Below are 17,818 nucleotides of genomic sequence, written 5' to 3'. Positions count from 1 at the left end.
CGCTTCGGGTTGCAAGCGGCGCGCGTCTGCCCGATGCAGGCGGGGAGGAGAGTGAGCCGATGTTCCTGCAAGGTAAGAGCGCGATCGTCACGGGGTCGACGTCGGGCATCGGTCTCGCGATCGCGCATGCGCTCGCCGCGGAGGGCGCGAGTGTCATGCTGAACGGGTTGGGCGAGGCAGAGGCGATCGAGGCGACCCGCGCCGAGCTGGAGGCGTCGAGCGGCGTCCGCGTGCTCCACGATGCCGCCGACATGACCAGGCCCGACGAGATCGCGGCGATGGTAACGCGCTGCCACGCGGAACTGGGTGGACCCGACATCCTGGTCAACAATGCCGGTACCCAGCATGTCGCGCCGGTTCACGAGTTTCCGGTCGAGAAATGGGACGCGATCCTCGCGATCAATCTGTCGAGCGCGTTCCACGCGATCCGCGCGGCGGTGCCGCTGATGCGCGAGCGCGGCTGGGGCCGGATCATCACGACGGCGAGCGCGCACAGCCTCGTCGCGAGCCCCAACAAGGCGGCGTACGTCGCGGCCAAGCACGGCGTCGCCGGGCTGACCAAGGCGGTGGCGCTGGAAAATGCGACGCACGGCATCACCGTCAACTGCATCTCGCCCGGTTATGTCTGGACGCCGCTTGTCGAGAGCCAGATACCCGACACGATGAAGGCGCGCGGGATGACGCGCGAGCAGGTGATGAACGACGTGCTGCTCGCCGCTCAGCCGACCAAGGAGTTCGTGACGCCCGAACAGGTCGCCGCCTTCGCGCTGTTCCTGTGCCGCGAGGAAGCAAAGGCGATCACCGGCGCCAATCTGTCTGCCGACGGTGGCTGGACCGCGGCGTGACGATTGCGCGCCTCGCCTGCGCCGGTCTCGCGCTGGTGGCGCTCGGCGGATGCGGCGGCAAGGACGTTGGTACATCGGTTCGCTCGGTAAGTGAGCAGGCAGCGGCAGAACCCGCAACCGGCGTGCAAGATTGGCGTGCCATCGCGACCGTCGCCGACCGGCAGCGACTTCGCGAATGGCGGACTGCGTGGATCGCTGCCTTGCAGAAGGCGCGGGCTGGCGGGGCAGGCGCCAAGATCGATGCCGACCCGGCGCTATACGCCTATGACGCGGCGCTGTCCGATCCGGTGCCGCCTGCGGGCGATTACCGCTGCCGAACGGTCAAGCTGGGTGCCAAAACAGCCGCCGGGCTCGACTATGTCGCCTATCCGTTCTTCCGCTGCCGCATCGCCTCGGATGAGAACGGCGTGTCGCTCGCCAAGCTGACCGGATCTCAGCGCATCAGCGGAACGATCTATCCCTCGGACACATCGCGTGCCGTGTTCCTGGGCACGATCGCATTAGGCGATGAACGCAGTGCGATGCGCTACGGCCGCGACACGACCCGCGATGTAGCCGGCTGGGTCGAGCGGATCGGTCCGCAGCGCTGGCGGTTGGTGCAGCCTTACCCCGCCTTCGAGTCGACGCTGGACGTGCTCGAGCTGGTGCCAGCCTGAGCTAATGCCCTTATTCTGCGGAAGGCTTCTTGCCCTTCATCGTGCCGGGGTCGGAAACCGGCGCGTCGATCGGCCGGATACCATCGATCGGGGGCAAGGAGGCGAGATATTCCTTGCCGATCTTGTCGATAACGATGACGTGCCCGGCATTGGCGCTCTCCACCGCGGACAGGAAGCTGGTCGGCTTCTTCATCAGCTTGGGATGGTCGAGCCCCTCGAGTCCGCTCGCACGCGCCGCCTCGCGGACGAAGTGCACGCAGTTGCGCTTGCCGAGGTTGTAGGTGCTGTCGCCCGTCTTCTCGCTCCAGCCGGCGATCAGGCGAAGGATCGCGTCATATCCCGCGTCGGTCAGCGTGACGGCGAAGCGGGCGTGGCTGCCCTGCATGTAGGCGAGCTTCGGTGTCTCGACGCGGCCTTTGACGTTGCCGAACAGCAGTGCCGGGCTGACCGACTGCGCGGTGAAGCCGTAGCTGCCGTCCACCGCCGGCCCGCCGCGATCGGGCGTGCCGCGCAGCGTGAAGAAGGCGTGCGGGAAATAGATGCCGAAATCGCGGTTCCAGAAGGTGATTGTCACCGCCGCCCGAGCGGGCAGCGCAGTGACGAGCAGCAGCAGCGCCGAGAACGTGCCGACCAGTCGTTGCATCGTCCTCACTGGCCACCTGCTCCGTCGCTTACTGCCTCGCTCGCCTTCTCGGGACGAATGTAGATCGACGACAGCCGCGGTTCGGCCTTCTTCAGCGCCTGCTCGATTTGCTCGATCATCGTCTCGCCCTCACCCATCGTCAGAGTGTCGTCGAAATCGGCGCTGATCGCAACGAAGATGCTGTCGGGCGCGGTGTGGATCGTGCGGACGTGATTGACCGCGGTGATCGCGGGATAGGTCGAGACGATCTCCCGCACACGGGCGACCACGCGCGGATCGGCGCGCTCGCCGATCAGCAGTCCCTTGGCCTCGCGCGCCAGCAGCACCGCCACGATGCCGAGCACGCCGCCGATCGCGATCGAGGCGTAGCCATCGATCCGGGGTTCGCCGAGCGCGTGGCTGGCGAAGACGCCGATCGCGGCGATCAGCAACCCGGCGAGCGCGGCCGAATCTTCGAACAGGACGATGAATCCCGGCGGGTCCTTCGACTGGTGGATCGCTTCCCACCAGCCGAGATCGCCCTTCGCCTCCTTGAACTCGCGCCGCGCGATCCACCACGACGAGCCTTCCATCGCCGCTGACACCGCAATCACGATGTAGTTGATCGTCGGGTCGGTCAGCTCCTCGGGCTCGACGATGTGGAGGTAGCCCTCGTATACCGACACGCCCGCGCCGACCGCGAAGATCAGGATCGCGACCACAAAGGCCCAGAAGTACAGCTCGCGCCCGTAGCCGAACGGGTGCGCCGCGTCCGGCGCGCGCTTGGCGCGTTTCTGTCCGTAGAGCAGCAGCACCTGGTTGCCGCTGTCGACGACCGAGTGGACGCCCTCGGTCAGCATCGAGGACGAGCCGGTGATGCCGGCCGCGACGAACTTCGCCACCGCGATGCCTAGGTTGGCGGCGAGCGCGCCGAACAGGACGATGTTCTCGCGAATGCGCGCGGTAAGGTCGGACAGCGTCGTGGTTCCCGGTGCAGTGTGGCCACGTAAACAAATGTGTCGCAAAGTCGTTCATCGCCGCGTTGCGGGGGCGCGGGCGACGCGATACGCCTGCACCATGACGCTTCGCCTCCCACTCGCCGCGCTCGCGCTCTCTGCCGCCCCGATCGGGCTCGCCCACGCGCAGGAGCGGGTGACGCCGATGACCCCCGACGTGGTCGCTTCCTACGATCAGGTCAGGCCGGAGGCGGACTACATCAAGCGCGTCGTTATGGTGCCGATGCGCGACGGAACGAAGCTGTACACCGTTATCCTGATGAAGAAGGGGACGCGGAACGGCCCGATCCTCTTGTCGCGCACGCCCTATGACGCGGCGGGATCGACCGCGCGCACCGCCAGCCAGCGGCTGGTCGACATCCTGCCGGTGATGGACGCGGAGTTCGTCGACGACGGCTATGTCCGGGTCTATCAGGACATCCGCGGGATGCACCATTCCGAAGGCACGTTCGTGATGACGCGCCCGCTGTCGGGTCCGCTTAACTCGACCGGCATCGACGAGTCGACCGACGCGTACGACACGATCGACTGGTTGGTGAAGAACGTGCCGGAGGGGAACGGCAAGGTCGGCGTGATCGGCAGCAGCTACCTTGGTTTCACCACGCTGATGGCGGAGATCAACCCGCACCCGGCGCTGAAAGCCGCAATGCCGCAGAGCCCTATGGTCGACACCTGGATCGGCGACGACGATTTCCACAACGGCGCGTTCCGCGTCGGCACGCTCGATTACGCGGTGGAGATGAGCACCGGCCACGGCGACGCGGGCGCCAAGATCGCGCGCGGGGCGGGGGACGATTACACCACCTATCTGAACGCAGGCTCGATCGGCGATTACGCGCGCAAATGGGGGATCGAGAACTACCCGACCGTCCGAAAGGTGATGGAGAACCCCGCCTACACCGATTTCTGGTCGTTGCAGGCGGTCGACAAGTGGATGGCGGCGCGCCCGCTGACGGTGCCGACGATGCTGGTCGTCGGGCAGTGGGACCAGGAGGACAGCTACGGCGCGCCCGCGGTCTATGACGCGCTCGAGCCGAAGGACACGGGCAACAACATGGTGTCGCTGGTGATCGGGCCGTGGCGGCACTCGGGCGTCAACCATTACGGCTACGATCTGGGCGCGCTGACCTTTAATGGCGACACGGCGCTGCAATTCCGCCAGCGCTACATGAAGCCATTCTTCGACCATTATCTGCGCGGCGCCCCCGCGACGATCCCGCCGGTGCTGACCTATGCCACGGGTGCGAACCGGTGGGAGGTGTCGCCGAAATGGCCGATGGGCACGCCGACGCCGCTGTACCTGGGCGCGAACGGCGCGGCATCATTCGACAAGCCGGCAGCCGCGGGCAGCACCAGCTACGTGTCCGATCCGTCCAGCCCGGTGCCGTTCCTGCCGCGCCCGATCGACATCGGCGATGGCGACCAATGGAAGACGTGGCTGGTGCGCGACCAGCGCTTCGTCAGCGGGCGTCCCGACGTGGTCAGCTGGCAGACGGGTGCGCTCGACAAACCGGTTCACATCATGGGCGCGCCGCAAGTCAATCTGTTCGCCGCCACCAGCGGCAGCGACAGCGACTGGGTGGTCAAGGTGATCGACGTCTACCCCGATACGCTGCCCGAACCCGCAAGCCAGGGATCGAAGCCGGCGATGACCGGGTACCAGCTGCCGCTCGGCATCGAGATCTACCGCGGGCGCTACGTCCACGAGCGCGCGACACCGGCGAAGCTGACACCGGGTAAAGTCGAGAACTATCGCTTCGCGCTGCCCAACGTCGATCACGTGTTCCTGCCCGGACACCGGATCATGGTGCAGGTGCAGTCGAGCCTTTTTCCGCTGTACGATCGCAATCCGCAGACGTTCGTGCCCAACATCTTCAACGCTAAGCCCGGCGACTACAAGGCGGCGACGCAGCGCGTGACGTGGGGCGGCGCGCAGGCGAGCTCGGTGCTGCTACCAATCGTCGACGATGCGCAGGCGGCACAGGTGACACCGGCGCGGTGACGTTCAGAACCGCCAGGCGAGCGTCACGGGAATGATGTTGTTCACGTAGATCCGCCCGGGCCGGAACACGTGCTCGTTATAGTAAGCCACGTCGAGCGTCGCCTGATCAGTCAGTTTGGTCGACACCGTCGCGGTCAGTCGTAGCTGGTCGAGCGTGCGCGGCGCGTCGCTGTTTCGGTTGATCGTGACGAACGGCTCGGCCGCGGCGGACAGGTCGATCCGCTGGCCGACCGGCAGCGTCAGGCGGACCTGCTGGCGCAGTCGTCCTGCGACGTTTCCGCTGTTGCGGAAGAAGCGCGCTTCGGCACGCGTGCGCAGCCTGAGCTCGAACGGCCCGATTGTACCCGCCCGCCAGTCGAGCTGCCCGGTAGCGCGCTGTTCGAGCCCGTTACCACGATCGTCGTTGAATGTCTCCGCGCGAACGTAGCCGAGCCAGACCGTCACCTCGTCCGACAGGTCGCGACCGGCCCGAAGGCGGACGAGCAGCTGGCGTGCACGGTTATCCGTCGCGGTACGCGCGGACACGTCGCTCGCCAGCGACCAGCCGTCGCCGAGTCCGCCGGTGAGTTGCAGCTGCGACCACGCCTGCACCCCGCGCGCGGCGGCAGGCGACGCGATGAAGGCGGCGAGCAGCGCGGCGCCGCCGGGCGCGGCCCGCGGGGTCAAACGCCGGCGTCGGTCAGCCGCGCGAGCTGATGGTCGCTGAGCCGCAACTCCATCGCGGGCAGCAGGTCGCGCACCTGCTCAGCGCGGGTGGCGCTCGCGATCGGGGCGGTGACGCCGGGCTGCGCCATCAGCCAAGCGAGCGCGATCTGCGCGTGTGTCGCGCCCGTCTCCTCCGCCACGCCGTCCATCGCCGCGAGCATTGCCTGACCCTTGCCCTCCAGCAGCTCGGTCATGCGCCCGCCGCGAACGCTCTTGTTCAGGTCGTCGGCGGAGCGATATTTGCCGGTGAGGAACCCCGACGCGAGCCCGTAATAGGGCACGACGCCGACGTTGAACTCGACGCAGTAATCCTGCAACTCGCCCTCGAACTTGGTGCGGCTGACGAGGTTATATTCGGGCTGGAGCACCTGATAGTGCGGCAGCCCGGCGGCGCGCGCGCCCTCGATCGCCGACTTCAGCCGCGCGGCGCGGAAGTTCGAGGCGCCGAGTACGCGGACCTTGCCCGCCTCGACCAGACGGGCGAACGCCTCCGCGACCGCGTCCTGCGGGGTGTCCTCGTCGTCCTGATGCGCGAAGTAGAGATCGATATAGTCGGTGCCGAGCCGCTTGAGCGAGGCCTCACACGCCGCCGCGATCCGCGCGGGTGCGAGCTTTTCGCCGCCGTCGCCCGGCAGCATGCCCACCTTGGTGGCGATCTGAACCTGATCGCGTTTGCCGCTGGTACGCAGCCAGTCGCCGATCATCGTCTCCGACTCGCCACCGCGGTGGCCCGGCACCCAGGCGGAATAGACGTCGGCGGTGTCGATCATCGTGCCGCCGCCGTCGACGAAGGCGTCGAGTACCGCGAAACTGGCGTCGCGATCGGCGGTCCAGCCGAACACGTTGCCGCCGAGCACCAGCGGCGCGATCTTCAGGTCGGATGCGCCGAGCCGGCGAAGTTCGGTCATTGCTGATTCTCCACGGTGTCGGTCACGTTGTCGGACGCGTCGTCGAACGCCACGCTGTTCGCGTCGAGCATTTCCGCCGCACTGTTCAGGCGCGCGTCCTGATCGGGCGTCAGCTGCCCCGACTGATCGGGCGAGGAGCAGGCGGCCAGACCCAGCAGCCCCGCCGCCACCAACGATTGCCGCATCAGCGCCGCATCGCGTTGCCGGTGTCGGTCAGCGCCTCGCCCGTCGCATCGGTCGCGGCGTCGGCGGTGTTCGCGGCGGCATTGCCGGCACGATCCATCGAGTTCGCGGCGCGATCGAGCGCGGCATCGCTCGCCGCCTGAACGTCGTTCACCGCGTTGGCGGTCGTCGCGCTGGTGTCGGCGGCAACGGCGTTGGCGGCTTCCGCGCTCTCGTTCTGCGCCTTCTGACTGCAGGCGGAAAGCGAGAGGGCGGCGGCAGCGACCGCGATGACGAACTTCATGATATTTCCCCTTCGTTGTTCGGGTGGCTCAACGTCGCGTCGGTGCGCTTGGCTCCCGCGCCCGCGCAACTCCGCGCTACGTTGACCGCATATAAAGATATCTTTATATCTTGAGGTCATGGACGCCGCGCTCGACATCTTTCGTGCCCTTGCCGACAGTTCGCGACTGCGGATCGTCTGTCTGCTGCGCGCGATGGAGCTGTCAGTCGGAGAACTCGCGCAGGTGCTGGGGCAGAGTCAGCCCCGCGTCAGCCGCCACGTCAAGATCCTGACCGACGCAGGCCTTGCCGAGCGGCGCAAGGAAGGCAGCTGGGTGTTCGTTGCTTTGGGCGAGCAGGCACGTGTCGCGCCCGTGCTCGCCGCGCTCGACGCGTGGGAGGCGGGGGCGCCCGACCGGCAGGCGAGCGCCGACGCGGCGCGGCTGGCGGCGGTGCGTGCCGATCGCGCGGCGGCGGCGGCGGGCTGGTTCGAGAGCCACGCGCGCGAGTGGGACGCGATCCGCTCGCTCCATATCGCGGAGGAGCAGGTCGAGGCGGCGATGATCCGCGTCTTGTCGGGCGAGCCGATTGGACGCCTGATCGACATCGGCACTGGCACCGGCCGCATGATCGAGCTGTTCGCCCGCTCGGCGACGACTGCGCTCGGGATCGACCGCAGCTCGGAGATGCTGCGGCTCGCGCGCGCGAAACTGGGTGAGCAGGGGCTGGGCAATGCCGAGTTGCGACAGGCCGATCTCTACGCCTTGCCGCTGGGTGACGGCGGCGCGGATGTCGCGATCCTGCACCACGTGCTCCATTTCGCGCAGCAGCCGGGCGCGGCGATTGCGGAGGCGGCGCGCGTGCTGTCGGGCGGCGGGCGGCTGCTGATCGCCGATTTCGCGCCGCACGACCGCGAGGAGCTGCGCACGCAGGACGCGCACACGCGATTGGGCTTCTCCGACGCGCAGATCGAGGGCTGGTTCGCCGCCGCCGGGCTGATGCCGGCGCGGATCGAGACGCTTGAGGGCGGCGAGTTGACGGTGAAATTGTGGCTCGGTCGCAAGGCGGCCGGGCGTGCGGGCGAGGTGAAGGCGGCATGAGCACGCAGGCAAAAGAATTCAGGCAGGTGAACGAAGCGGTGCTGGCGCACGACGGACCGCTCTACGCCGATGTCGGCGGCGACGTCGACGTGAGCTTCGAGTTCTCTCCGCCCAAGACCGACAAGGCGGAGGAGAATTTATGGCAGTCGATCGCAACGCTCCAGCCGCTGTCGCCGCGATTCCTCTCGGTGACCTACGGCGCGGGCGGGTCGACGCGCGACCGCACCCACGCGACGGTCGCCCGCATAGCGCGCGAAACCGACGTGCCGGCGGCGGCGCACCTGACCTGCGTCGAGGCGACGCGCGAGGAACTGGACGCGATCGCGCAGGAATATTGGGCGGCGGGCGTGCGCCACATCGTCGCGCTGCGGGGCGACGCGCCCGCGGGCGCAGACGGCTACGCGCCGCATCCGGGCGGGTATGAGAATGCGGCGGCGCTGGTCGCTGGCTTGCGCCGGCTCCACCCGTTCGAGATTTCGGTCGCGGCATACCCTGAGTGCCACCCGGACTCGATCGATGCCGCGGCCGATCTCGACAATCTCAAGCGCAAGATCGACGCCGGTGCGAACCGCGCAATCACGCAGTTCTTCTTCGAGCCCGACACGTTCTTCCGCTACCGCGATGCAGCCGCCGCGGCGGGGATCACGGCCGAGATCGTGCCCGGCATCATGCCGATCGCGAGCGTCGCGGGGGTGATGCGGATGGCGGCGATGTGCCAGACCGACGTGCCGGCGTGGCTGACGCGGTTGTTCGAGGGACTGGACGATCGCCCGGCCGCGCGCCAGCTCGTCGCGGCGACGGTCGCGGCCGAACTGTGCCGCAAGCTGTACGCGGGCGGGGTCAAGCAATTCCACTTCTACACGATGAACAAGGCCGAGCTCAGCTTCGCGATATGCCACCTGCTGGGCGTGCGTGCCGGTGGCGCGGCGCAGGCGAAGGTGGCGGCATGAGCGTTCGCGACATCTTCAATGCGGAAGCCGCCAAGCGCATCCTGATCACCGACGGCGCGTTCGGGACCGAGATCCAGAACTGGAAGCTGTCGGAAGCCGACTATGCCGGCGCGCTTTCGCTCGGCCACGATCAGAAGGGCAACAACGACATCCTTGCGCTGACCAAGCCCGAGGTGCCCGCCGCGATCCACCGCGCCTATTTCGAGGCCGGCGCGGACATTGCGGAGACGAATACGTTCAGCGCCAATCGTATCAGTCAGGCCGACTACGGAGCCGAGGGTTTGGTGCGCGAGATCAACGTCGAGAGCGCGCGGCTCGCGCGCAGAATCGCGGACGAGTTTCAGGCGCGCGATGGTCGTCCTCGCTTCGTCGCGGGCGCGGTCGGGCCGACCAACAAGACGCTGTCGCTGTCGCCCGATGTCAACGATCCCGGCTATCGCGAGATCGACTTCGATTACCTGAAGCAAGTCTACCGCGAGCAGATCGACGCGCTGGTCGAGGGTGGTGCGGACTTAGTGCTGATCGAGACGGTGTTCGATACGCTGAATGCCAAGGCAGGCGTGATGGCGGCGATCGAGGCAGGCGAAGCGCTCGGGCGCGACCTGCCGATCATGCTGTCGATGACGCTGACCGACCTGTCGGGGCGCAATCTGTCGGGGCATACAGTCGAGGCATTCTGGCACGCGGTGCGCCACGCGCGGCCGCTGACGATCGGGCTCAACTGCTCGTTCGGCGCAGAGCAGCTTCGCCCGCACGTGAAGACGCTCAGCGAGATCTGCGACACGCTGATCATGGTCTATCCCAATGCCGGGCTGCCCAACGAGCTCGGCGCCTATGACGAGGCGCCCGCGACAACGGCGGGGCTGGTCGGGCAGTGGGCTGAGGCTGGCCAGGTCAATGTGCTGGGCGGCTGCTGCGGCTCGACGCCGGCGCACATCGCGGCGATCGCCGACGGCGTGCGCGGCCTCTCCCCGCGGCAGGTGCCGGCGCCGCCGGTGCGTACGCGGCTGGCCGGGCTGGAGCCGTTCTTCATGGCGGCGTGATTTTTCCTCCCCGTAAACGGGGAGGGGGACCAGCCGCAGGCTGGTGGAGGGGGAGCGACGCGGACGCTCTCCTTACGGCGACCCCCCTCCACCATGCTTCGCACGGTCCCCCTCCCCGTGCCGGGGAGGATAGAGAAGGCACAATGACCAACACCTCCGCCAATTTCGTCAACGTCGGCGAGCGCACCAACGTCACCGGGTCGGCGGCGTTCAAGAAGATGATCATGGCCGGCGACTACACCCGCGCGGTCGAGGTCGCGCGCAGTCAGGTTGAGAACGGCGCGCAGGTCGTCGACGTCAACATGGACGAGGGCTTGCTCGACGCGGTCGAGGCGATGACCACGTTCCTGAAGCTGATCGCCGCCGAGCCCGACATCGCGCGCGTGCCGATCATGATCGATTCGTCCAAGTGGGAGGTGATCGAGGCTGGGCTGAAATGCGTGTCGGGCAAGCCGATCGTCAACTCGATCAGCATGAAGGAAGGCGAGGAAGCGTTCCTCCACCATGCGCGACTATGCATGAACTACGGTGCCGCCGCGGTCGTGATGGCGTTCGACGAGACGGGGCAGGCCGATACCAAGGACCGCAAGGTCGAGATCTGCGAGCGCGCGTACAAGCTGCTGACCGGCATCGGCTTTCCGCCCGAGGACATCATCTTCGACCCCAACGTATTCGCGGTCGCGACGGGAATCGAGGAGCACAACAATTACGGCGTCGACTTCATCGAGGCGACGCGTGAGATCAAGGCTCGCTGCCCGCACGTCCATATTTCGGGCGGGCTCTCAAATCTGAGCTTCTCGTTCCGCGGCAACGAGCCGGTCCGTCGCGCCATGCACTCGGTGTTCCTGTACCACGCGATCCCCGCGGGCATGGACATGGCAATCGTCAACGCGGGCCAGCTCGACGTGTACGACACGATCGATCCCGAACTGCGCACCGCGTGCGAGGACGTGGTGCTCAACCGCGATCCTGAAGCCGGTGACCGCCTCGTCGCGCTCGCCGAACGCTACCGCGGCACCGATGCGGTCGCGGAGAAGCAGGCGGCGGAGTGGCGCGGGCTGCCCGTCACCAAGCGGCTGGAGTACGCGCTGGTGAAGGGTATCGACGCGCACGTCGTCGACGATACCGAGGAATGCCGGCAAGCGTTCGCGCGGCCGATCGAGGTGATCGAGGGCCCGCTGATGGACGGCATGAACGTCGTCGGCGACCTGTTCGGGTCGGGCAAGATGTTCCTGCCGCAGGTGGTGAAATCCGCGCGCGTGATGAAGAAGGCGGTCGCGCACCTGCTGCCCTTCATCGAGGCGGCGAAGGAGCCGGGCGCGAAGGGCAAGGGCCGTGTCGTCATGGCGACCGTCAAGGGCGATGTGCACGACATCGGCAAGAACATCGTCGGCGTCGTGCTGCAATGTAACGGCTTTGAGGTGGTCGACCTGGGCGTCATGGTGCCGTGGTCGAAAATCCTGGAGGCCGCGAACGAGAATGACGCCGACATGATCGGCCTGTCAGGCCTCATCACGCCAAGCCTCGACGAGATGGTGACCGTTGCCGAGGAGATGCAGCGCGCCGAGATGACGATGCCGCTGCTGATCGGTGGTGCGACGACGAGCAAGGTCCACACCGCGCTTCGGATTGCGCCGGCGTACAAGGGACCGGTGGTCCACGTGCTCGACGCGAGCCGCGCAGTTGGAGTCGCGACGACGCTCGTCTCCGACACGCAGCGTGATCCTTATGTCACGCAGGTCGCCGCCGATTATCAGGCGGTCCGCGATGCACGCGAGGGCAAGGGGCAGAACGCGCTGCTGCCGATCGCGGAGGCGCGGCGACGCGGGTTCAAGGCCGACATGGCGTTGAAGGCACCCGCGGTGCGGCAGCCCGGCGTGCACGTGTTCGACGATTGGGATTTAGCCGACCTCGCCGACTATATCGACTGGACGCCATTTTTTCGCGCGTGGGAACTCGCCGGTACCTACCCTGCGATCCTGTCGGACGAGGTGGTCGGGGAGAGCGCGACCGGGCTGTACGCCGACGCGCGCGCGATGCTCGACCGCATTGTGGCGGAGAAATGGCTGACCGCGCGCGGCGTCGCCGGACTGTGGCCGTGCCACCGCCACGACGACGATATCTGGGTGCACGATCGACACGCCGAGGCGCACCGCAGCCCCGACGGCGGCGCGATCCCGGCGGGGTTCAGCGTTCCCAATCTCGACCGCCGCGACGAGCACTCGACGCGCCTGCCGTTCCTGCGCCAGCAGATCGCCAAGCGTGAGGGGCGCGCCAACATGTGCCTCGCCGACTTCATCGATCCCGCGGGTGACTGGATCGGCGGCTTCGCAGTCGGCATCCACGGAATCGAGCCGCATCTGGCGGCGTACAAGGCCGCGCACGACGACTATAACGACATTCTGCTGAAAGCGCTGGCGGACCGGCTTGCCGAAGCATTCGCCGAGCGGCTGCATCAGCACGTCCGCACCGATCTGTGGGGTTACGCGCCTGACGAGCAGCTGACCAACGAGGCACTGGTGCGCGAGCAATATTGTGGCATTCGTCCGGCGCCGGGTTACCCGGCCTGCCCCGAACATTCGCTCAAGCGGACGCTGTTCGATCTGCTCGACGCAGAGGCGAACGTCGGGCTGGAGCTGACCGAGAGTTTCGCGATGCTGCCGACCGCGGCGGTCAGCGGCTTCTATTTCGGGCACGCACAGGCGGAGTATTTCGGCGTCGCGCGTATCGGCGAGGACCAGCTGGAGGACTATGCCCAGCGGCTCGGCGTGGATCGCGAGCGCGCTACGCGGTTGCTGCGTCCGAACCTCGACTGACCCTCGCGCGTTGAACGCCCGAGATGGCGCACAAGAAGCTGAACCTGCCGACCAAAACCTGCCCGGTCTGCGAGCGTCCGTTCGCCTGGCGCAAGAGATGGGAACGTGACTGGGATCAGGTGATCTACTGCTCCGACCGGTGCCGACGCGATGCCGCTTCTGCGAGGCGTTAGCAACAGAGGAATGGCAGTTGCGCTTTTTGCATGCTGACAACGATGACATTGCACTTGCAAGCGTCGCTGCTGCGATGCACAAGGATCGGGCCTTTCAGGCATCCTCTCCTAAAAACTTTCACAGGCCGGGCCTTCCCGGCCTTTTTTTTGGTTTCGCGCTGGTCTAGGCGATCAACTTAGCCGCAAGCCATAATAATGCGCGCAGGAGGATGTCGCCGGTCGGACCGGCGTTGCAAAGGGGGTGAGCGGCACGCTGGCCGCTCACCCGGAAGGCTCTGGTCCTATAGAGCGGTGGGGATCACACCCGCAGGTAGCGGAAATACCAGACTTCGTGTCCGTAGCGACGTGCCTTGCGCTCGTAGCGCGTCTCGGGCCAGTCGGCCGGGCGATCGAGGAAGTCGCGCGAGGTCTGCGCCTGCCAGACGAAGTCGCGGCGCTGGTTCATGATCATCATCGCCCAGCGGCAATAGATTTCGTCGTCGGTACCGAGCCGGAACTCCGCGCCGGGCTTCAGCTTCGCCGCGATCAGGTCCATCGGGCCGTGATTCATCATCCGACGCTTGGCATGGCGCGCCTTGGGCCAGGGATCGGGATGAAGCAGGTAGACGCGATCGAGGCTGGCATCGGGCAGGCGCTCGATCACCTCCAGCGCATCACCCATGTGGACGCGGACGTTGTCCAGACCGCCATCACGGATATGTCCCAGCGCGCCGACGACGCCGTTCAGGAACGGCTCGCATCCGATTAAGCCGGTGTCCGGCGCCGCCTTCGCCTGTTCGGCCAAATGCTCGCCGGCGCCGAAGCCGATTTCTACCTGCATGGGCCGGGCGTCTCCGAACAACCGCTCGGCGGTGAGCGGACCGTCAGCCGGAACCGCGACGCGCGGCAGCATGTCGTCGATCAACGCGGCCTGTCCGGCGCGCAGCACGTGGCCTTGCCGGCGCCCGTAGAGCCGGCGGATCGTTGTGGGGTCGTTCATCTGCGCGCGCGTAACCGCTGCCGCGTCAAAACGAAACGGAAGAGAAGCATGCGACGGGCGAGGGTAGCGATGTTTTCCGCGGCAGCGGCCGGCGGGATAGCGATCGCAGCGTGCGTGGCAGCGCAACTCGCACCTGCGCCCTCGATCTCCATGTTCACGCGGACAGGTGCCGGATGGGCGCAGGCGGCGTTCGTGTGCGATGCGACCAACAGCGACCGCGTGCTGGTGCTGTCCACAACAAGTCGTGACCGGCGCGTTCAATTGTGGAGCCTCGACAAGCCGGGCCTGACCGCAACGCGCAATGACGCAACGCTCGGGCGTGGCGAGCCGGGCATGAACCAGATCTATTATCCGCTGACCGGGGCCGGTGGGCAGCAGCTCGGCTGGGTCCACGCGCTCAATCCCGGGATCGTCGAGCCGGGTGCGACGACGCCCGCGGTCACGTCGATCAAGTGGGGGCAGCAGACCACCAACTGCCGCTTCGCGCCGCAGACGCGCGTGCTCGGCGTCACCGCGCGCCGTTCGGTGCAGGTCACCGCGACGCCGACCAAGGGTTACCGATACCGCAGCTACAACGACGACACCCGGCTGCCCGAGATCGAGCAGCCGTGGGGTGGCAGGGACACACGCGCGTCGCTGACGATTGACGGCGGCCGGCTGATCGACCGTCGCGGCACCCGGCGCGTCTACCAGTTCGAGAACGCAGGCTACACCTTCCGCGTCTTCGTTTCGATCGACCCGGCGCGTGGCGGCGGCGGCGTGCAGGTGCTGCGCAATGGGCGGGTGCTGCTGGTCGAGCCGTTCGGTGCCTATACGGCGGCGCTGCAACCCTGAACCCCGTCGCTGGTTCAGGAGCAATGTCACAGCCAAGCGGGTCCACGTCCAGCCGCGACGAGGAAGAGATCGAGGAACTCAAGGCGGCCGACGCCAAGGAGGTCCACCGTGCCGTGCGCGAAGAAGGCGAGGAGGAAGTCAATCGCCCCGCCGCTTCGCTGCTGTGGTCGGGATTGGCCGCGGGCTTCGCGATCAACGCGTCGTTGCTGGCCGAAGCCGCGCTCCACACCGGCATCGGCGAGACACCGTGGCGGACGCTGGTCGTCTCGCTCGGCTACCCGCTCGGCTTCGTCATTGTAATCCTCGGGCGGATGCAGTTCTTCACCGAGTCGACGATCACCGCGATGCTGCCCCTCGTCACGCGACCGTCGATGTGGACCTTGAAGCGCACCTTGCGCCTTTGGGCACTGGTCATCCTCGCCAACCTGGCGGGCACTGCGCTGACCACGCTCGCGCTCACGCATCTGCCGATGCTCGACGCTTCGCTGCGCGACGGCATGGTGAGCGTGTCGGAGGCGATCCTGCACCACGACGCGATCGCGACCTTCTGGACTGCGATCCCGGCGGGGTTCATGATCGCGTCGATCGCGTGGATGCTGCCGAACGCGCGTGAGCAATCGTTTCTCGTCATCTTCGCCGTGACCTACGCCGTGGGCGTCACCGGGCTCAGCCACTCGGTTGTCGGATCGGCGGAGGCGTTCACGTTGGTCTGGGCAGGCAAGATCGACATCGGACGTGCCCTGTTCGTGCAGATCGCGCCGGCCGTGATCGGCAATCTCGTTGGTGGCGCAGGATTGTTCGCGGTGCTGGCGCACGGACAGGTGCGGCCTGAAATGCCCGACGGCGGCTCGGATCAATGAGCACGAAGGAGATAGTCAGGCAGGTGGCGGTCGCGGAGCACCGACTGATCGAGCCTGTGCTCGCGTGGCAGGACGGAAAGCTCGTCCGCGCGCTGACGCCGCTGTGCAAGCTCGCGGACGAAACGCCATTGATGGTGCTGAGCGGCGCAACGCTGACTGCGGGCTTGGTGCTGCGTCGTCCCGGTACGACCCGCCTCGGCGTGCGCATGTTCGCCGCGCACCTGGTCGCCAACGCCGCCAAGACGGTGCTGAAAGGAAGTGTCGATCGGCTGCGCCCAAACGCGGTCGATCATGAGCCCGAGATCAAGCCCGGCAGCGGCACCGACAACAAGGCAGCGAACGCCTTTCCATCAGGACATACCGCCGGTGCGGTCGCGGTCGCCCAAGCGGTCGCGCACGAGTTTCCGCGTGTTGCTGCTCCCGCACGCGCGGTCGCGGTGGTTGCGAGCGCCACGCAGGTACCTCGCGGCGCACATTACCTGACCGATATGCTGAGCGGCGCGGCCGTGGGTTGGGCGTCGGAGCGAATCGCCGGCTACGTGCTCGCGCGGCTCGAACCGATTATTCTCACGCGAACAACGAGAAAGCCCTCCGCCACATCGGTGTAGCGGAGGGCCGGTTGTCGTCGAAATCAGATCAGATCAGGCGACGGCGGCCTTGAGCTGATCGACCAGATCGGTCTTCTCCCACGTGAAGGTGTCTCCCTCGGGCTCGCGGCCGAAGTGACCATAGGCCGCAGTCTTGGAGTAGATCGGCGCGTTGAGCTTCAGATGCTCGCGAATGCCTTTCGGCGTCAGGCGGACGAGCTTGGGCAGCGCTTCCTCCAGCACCGCCTCGTCGACCTTGCCGGTGCCGTGCAGGTCGACGTAGACGCTCAGCGGCTCGGCGATGCCGATCGCGTAGGAGAGCTGGATCGTGCAGCGCTTGGCGAGGCCGGCTGCAACGACGTTCTTCGCCAGATAGCGTGCGACATAAGCGGCTGAGCGGTCGACCTTGGTCGGGTCCTTGCCGCTGAACGCGCCGCCGCCGTGCGGCGCCGCGCCGCCGTAGGTGTCGACGATGATCTTGCGACCGGTCAGCCCGGCGTCGCCGTCGGGGCCGCCGATCTCGAACGTGCCGGTCGGATTGATGTAGAGCTTGGTCTCGTCCGATACGAAGCCGTCGGGCAGCACGTCGGTGAACACGCCCTTCACGTAGTCGCGCAACTCGCCGTACTTCGCGGCGTCGGCCTTGTCGCCGATCTCGCAGTAACCGGGCTTGTGCTGCGTCGAGACGACGAGCGCGGTCGCCTTGACCGGTACGCCGTTCTCGTAGTGCAGCGTCACCTGGCTCTTCGCGTCGGGCTCCAGGAACGGCGCCGCGCCCGAGTGGCGGTCGGCCGCCATCCGCTCGAGGATCTTGTGGCTGTAGTAGAGCGTGGCGGGCATCAGCCCGGGCGTCTCGTCGGTAGCGTAGCCGAACATGATGCCCTGATCGCCCGCGCCCTCGTCCTTGTTGCCGCTCTCGTCAACGCCCTGCGCGATGTGAACCGACTGGCCGTGCAGGTTGTTCGAGAAGTCGAACGTCTGCCAGTGGAAGCCGTCCTGCTCGTACCCGATCCGCTTCACGGTTTCGCGCACGGTGCGCTCGATCTCTTCCTCGATGCCCGGCGCCCAGGCATCGTTCTCGTACACGCCCTTGCCGCGGATTTCGCCCGCCAGCACGACCTTGTTGGTGGTCGTCAGCGTCTCGCACGCCACGCGCGCCTGCGGGTCCTTGGACAGGAACAGGTCGACGATCGCGTCGGAAATCTGGTCGGCGACCTTATCGGGATGGCCCTCGGACACGGACTCGGAGGTGAACAGGAACGACTGGCGCATGATAGC

19 protein-coding genes are annotated in these 17,818 nt (G+C 67.0%); 11 read left to right on the top strand and 8 right to left on the bottom strand.

What is annotated here, in order from left to right:
* The first annotated feature begins 59 nt into the window (after positions 1-59).
* On the top strand, positions 60-845 hold the full coding sequence (locus BMW51_RS02730) for a 3-hydroxybutyrate dehydrogenase (RefSeq protein WP_093003838.1): 786 nt from the start codon (positions 60-62) through the stop codon (positions 843-845).
* Complete coding sequence (locus BMW51_RS02725) at positions 842-1,501, top strand: DUF4893 domain-containing protein (protein ID WP_093003059.1); 660 nt, start codon at positions 842-844, stop codon at positions 1,499-1,501. Before BMW51_RS02730 ends, BMW51_RS02725 begins: the two co-directional genes overlap by 4 nt.
* A 10-nt stretch (positions 1,502-1,511) precedes the next feature.
* On the opposite strand, the gene BMW51_RS02720 is transcribed toward BMW51_RS02725, so the two are convergent.
* Entirely contained in the window at positions 1,512-2,153 is a 642-nt protein-coding gene (locus tag BMW51_RS02720) for a hypothetical protein (RefSeq protein ID WP_177171490.1), read from the bottom strand.
* On the bottom strand, positions 2,150-3,100 hold the full coding sequence (locus BMW51_RS02715) for a cation diffusion facilitator family transporter (protein ID WP_093003836.1): 951 nt from the start codon (positions 3,098-3,100) through the stop codon (positions 2,150-2,152). Before BMW51_RS02715 ends, BMW51_RS02720 begins: the two co-directional genes overlap by 4 nt.
* Before the next feature lie 100 nt (positions 3,101-3,200).
* On the opposite strand from BMW51_RS02715, the gene BMW51_RS02710 reads away from it, so the two are divergent.
* Entirely contained in the window at positions 3,201-5,141 is a 1,941-nt protein-coding gene (locus BMW51_RS02710) for a CocE/NonD family hydrolase (protein WP_093003057.1), read from the top strand.
* 3 nt (positions 5,142-5,144) lie between these two features.
* Here BMW51_RS02710 and BMW51_RS02705 read toward each other — a convergent pair whose 3' ends face one another.
* From BMW51_RS02705 to BMW51_RS02690, 4 genes are read right to left on the bottom strand one after another with little or no spacing between them, the layout of a single operon-like run.
* The gene (locus BMW51_RS02705; RefSeq protein ID WP_093003055.1) at positions 5,145-5,807 is read right to left on the bottom strand and encodes a DUF2490 domain-containing protein; all 663 of its coding nucleotides are present in this window, start codon (positions 5,805-5,807) and stop codon (positions 5,145-5,147) included.
* The gene (locus BMW51_RS02700) at positions 5,804-6,754 is read right to left on the bottom strand and encodes an aldo/keto reductase (RefSeq protein ID WP_093003053.1); all 951 of its coding nucleotides are present in this window, start codon (positions 6,752-6,754) and stop codon (positions 5,804-5,806) included. Before BMW51_RS02700 ends, BMW51_RS02705 begins: the two co-directional genes overlap by 4 nt.
* Positions 6,751-6,939, bottom strand: a complete 189-nt coding sequence (locus BMW51_RS02695; RefSeq protein ID WP_093003051.1) for a hypothetical protein — start codon at positions 6,937-6,939, stop codon at positions 6,751-6,753. Before BMW51_RS02695 ends, BMW51_RS02700 begins: the two co-directional genes overlap by 4 nt.
* Positions 6,939-7,220, bottom strand: a complete 282-nt coding sequence (locus BMW51_RS02690; RefSeq protein WP_093003049.1) for a hypothetical protein — start codon at positions 7,218-7,220, stop codon at positions 6,939-6,941. The genes BMW51_RS02695 and BMW51_RS02690 overlap by 1 nt, the downstream gene beginning before the upstream one ends.
* A gap of 118 nt (positions 7,221-7,338) precedes the next feature.
* Between BMW51_RS02690 and BMW51_RS02685 the strand changes: the two genes are divergently transcribed.
* The 5 genes from BMW51_RS02685 to BMW51_RS02665 all read left to right on the top strand — a co-directional run bounded on the left by BMW51_RS02685 (position 7,339) and on the right by BMW51_RS02665 (position 13,280).
* Positions 7,339-8,298 (top strand): ArsR/SmtB family transcription factor, encoded by a 960-nt coding sequence (locus BMW51_RS02685; protein ID WP_093003047.1) that lies wholly within the window; start codon positions 7,339-7,341, stop codon positions 8,296-8,298.
* A complete protein-coding gene (gene metF / locus BMW51_RS02680) occupies positions 8,295-9,248 on the top strand; it encodes a methylenetetrahydrofolate reductase [NAD(P)H] (protein WP_093003045.1) in 954 nt (317 codons plus the stop codon). Before BMW51_RS02685 ends, metF begins: the two co-directional genes overlap by 4 nt.
* A complete protein-coding gene (locus tag BMW51_RS02675) occupies positions 9,245-10,291 on the top strand; it encodes a homocysteine S-methyltransferase family protein (protein ID WP_093003043.1) in 1,047 nt (348 codons plus the stop codon). Before metF ends, BMW51_RS02675 begins: the two co-directional genes overlap by 4 nt.
* A 143-nt stretch (positions 10,292-10,434) precedes the next feature.
* A complete protein-coding gene (gene metH / locus BMW51_RS02670; RefSeq protein WP_093003041.1) occupies positions 10,435-13,107 on the top strand; it encodes a methionine synthase in 2,673 nt (890 codons plus the stop codon).
* Positions 13,108-13,130: 23 nt separating this feature from the next.
* The gene (locus BMW51_RS02665) at positions 13,131-13,280 is read left to right on the top strand and encodes a DUF2256 domain-containing protein (protein WP_093003039.1); all 150 of its coding nucleotides are present in this window, start codon (positions 13,131-13,133) and stop codon (positions 13,278-13,280) included.
* Positions 13,281-13,578: 298 nt separating this feature from the next.
* On the opposite strand, the gene trmB is transcribed toward BMW51_RS02665, so the two are convergent.
* Positions 13,579-14,259 (bottom strand): tRNA (guanine(46)-N(7))-methyltransferase TrmB, encoded by a 681-nt coding sequence (gene trmB, locus BMW51_RS02660; protein WP_093003037.1) that lies wholly within the window; start codon positions 14,257-14,259, stop codon positions 13,579-13,581.
* A gap of 114 nt (positions 14,260-14,373) precedes the next feature.
* Between trmB and BMW51_RS02655 the strand changes: the two genes are divergently transcribed.
* Genes BMW51_RS02655 through BMW51_RS02645 form a run of 3 tightly spaced genes read left to right on the top strand, consistent with a single transcriptional unit; the run spans position 14,374 to position 16,561 of the window.
* Positions 14,374-15,093 carry a hypothetical protein gene (locus BMW51_RS02655; protein WP_143051783.1) on the top strand — a complete coding sequence of 240 codons (720 nt, stop codon included), beginning with the start codon at positions 14,374-14,376 and terminating at the stop codon, positions 15,091-15,093.
* A 23-nt stretch (positions 15,094-15,116) separates the two neighbouring features.
* Positions 15,117-15,953, top strand: a complete 837-nt coding sequence (locus BMW51_RS02650; protein WP_093003033.1) for a formate/nitrite transporter family protein — start codon at positions 15,117-15,119, stop codon at positions 15,951-15,953.
* Complete coding sequence (locus tag BMW51_RS02645; protein WP_093003031.1) at positions 15,950-16,561, top strand: phosphatase PAP2 family protein; 612 nt, start codon at positions 15,950-15,952, stop codon at positions 16,559-16,561. The genes BMW51_RS02650 and BMW51_RS02645 overlap by 4 nt, the downstream gene beginning before the upstream one ends.
* Positions 16,562-16,594: 33 nt before the next feature.
* Here the strand turns inward: BMW51_RS02645 and metK are convergent, their stop codons facing one another.
* Complete coding sequence (gene metK / locus BMW51_RS02640) at positions 16,595-17,812, bottom strand: methionine adenosyltransferase (protein WP_093003029.1); 1,218 nt, start codon at positions 17,810-17,812, stop codon at positions 16,595-16,597.
* Positions 17,813-17,818: the final 6 nt, after the last annotated feature.

The organism is Sphingomonas palmae (assembly GCF_900109565.1).
Classification (GTDB): Bacteria; Pseudomonadota; Alphaproteobacteria; order Sphingomonadales; family Sphingomonadaceae; genus Sphingomonas; species Sphingomonas palmae.
Note: the sequence above shows the minus strand (reverse complement) of the source record. Positions and strands in the feature narration are given on the sequence as shown.